Genomic DNA, 1,453 nt, shown 5'->3' with positions numbered 1-1,453 from the left:
GGGTGGATTCAACCGGTCGTCGCAACACCGGGTTAAGCGGCAGATTTTATGTACTCGTTGAGTGCTTCAGCCGGCGTTCTCCAACCAAGCGTTTTGCGTGGCCTGTTGTTCAAGGTTCTGGCTACGGCTTGGATCTCTTGCTCACTCCACCGAGACAGGTCGGTGCCTTTGGGGAAGTATTGGCGCAGCAGCCCGTTCGTGTTCTCGTTCGTGCCCCGCTGCCATGGACTGTGAGGGTCGGCAAAGAACACCTTCACCCCAGATTCGATGGTGAATCGCGCATGGTCAGACAGTTCCTTGCCACGATCCCAAGTCAATGACTGCCACAGCTGGGCAGGCAGCGTGGTCACTGTTCTCTTGAGCGCATCGGCCATGGTGACAGCACCGTAGCCGGCCAGCGCGGGGCCGTTCTTCGTGCGAGGAATCTGCCCATAGCCTTTCTCGCGAGGCAAGTGCACGAGCATGGTGAATCGGCTTGTCCTCTCCACCAGCGTTCCAATGGCCGACCTGTCCAGGCCGATGATCAAGTCCCCCTCCCAGTGACCGGGCACGGCACGATCTTCTGCCTCAGCAGGTCGGCTTGAGATCATCACTTCTTCACTGACATGAGCCCATGCTTTAGCTTGGGCCCTGGCCCGCGGCACGCGCAACGCACGCCCCGTGCGCAAATAGCTCACCAGTTCTCGCTTGAGGGCACCTCTGCCCTGGATGTAGAGCGCCTGGTAGATGGCTTCATGGGAAATGCGCATGGATCGATCATGCGGGAAGTCGACCTGCAGCCGAGCGGCAATTTGCTCGGGCGACCAGCCGTTGACCCATTTGCGGTCACCACGGTGCGGCTTATTCCGGCCAATGAAGGGAGCTTGCCGGGGCCCAGTGACTTCACGCCCTCGGGCATCATGTATCTTGCCCTCCAGGCGCTCCTGGACATACTTGCGCAGTTGTGGGTTCGTCATTAGCTTGGCCGGCTTGGGCCTCTTGGCCACCAACTCGGACTTCCACTGCGCGACCGACGCTCGGTACTCGAGTTTGCCGCTGCGCGTCGCTGCGTTACGAGTCAGCTCTCGGGAAACGGTTGAAGGGCTCCGGCCCAAGCGGCGGGCTATCTCCCTCACCCCAATGTCTTGGGCTCGTAAAAGAGCGATCTCTTCTCGCTCGGCGAACGACAGATACCTTCCAGAGATGGGGCTCGACAGGAACAATGGCATGCCGCCACGATGACGGAACCAGCGTGCGCCAGCCGGCTGAGAGACGCCCACGGCCTCAGCTGCCTTCTCACTCGTGATTCCAGTTGCAATCTGCTCCCAGAACTGTCGTTCCACTTCCCTTCGAAGCGAAGGAGCACCAGGCGAGCGCATTGCCGCTCGCCCCGTCAACTCCTGCATCCAACCCGCGGGTCTTCCCATAGCACCTCCATGATTGAAGGTGTTGCGACGACCGGTTGAATCCACCC

General features: G+C 60.4%; 1 protein-coding gene. It reads right to left on the bottom strand.

Annotation, left to right across the window (positions count from 1 at the left end):
- Positions 1-32: 32 nt before the first annotated feature.
- Complete coding sequence (locus VSO01S_RS26465; protein WP_084242147.1) at positions 33-1,385, bottom strand: IS30 family transposase; 1,353 nt, start codon at positions 1,383-1,385, stop codon at positions 33-35.
- Positions 1,386-1,453: the final 68 nt, after the last annotated feature.

The sequence above is a fragment of the Variovorax soli NBRC 106424 genome (assembly GCF_001591385.1).
Taxonomy (GTDB): domain Bacteria; phylum Pseudomonadota; class Gammaproteobacteria; order Burkholderiales; family Burkholderiaceae_C; genus Variovorax; species Variovorax soli.
This window is presented reverse-complemented; position numbering and strand designations above follow the sequence as displayed.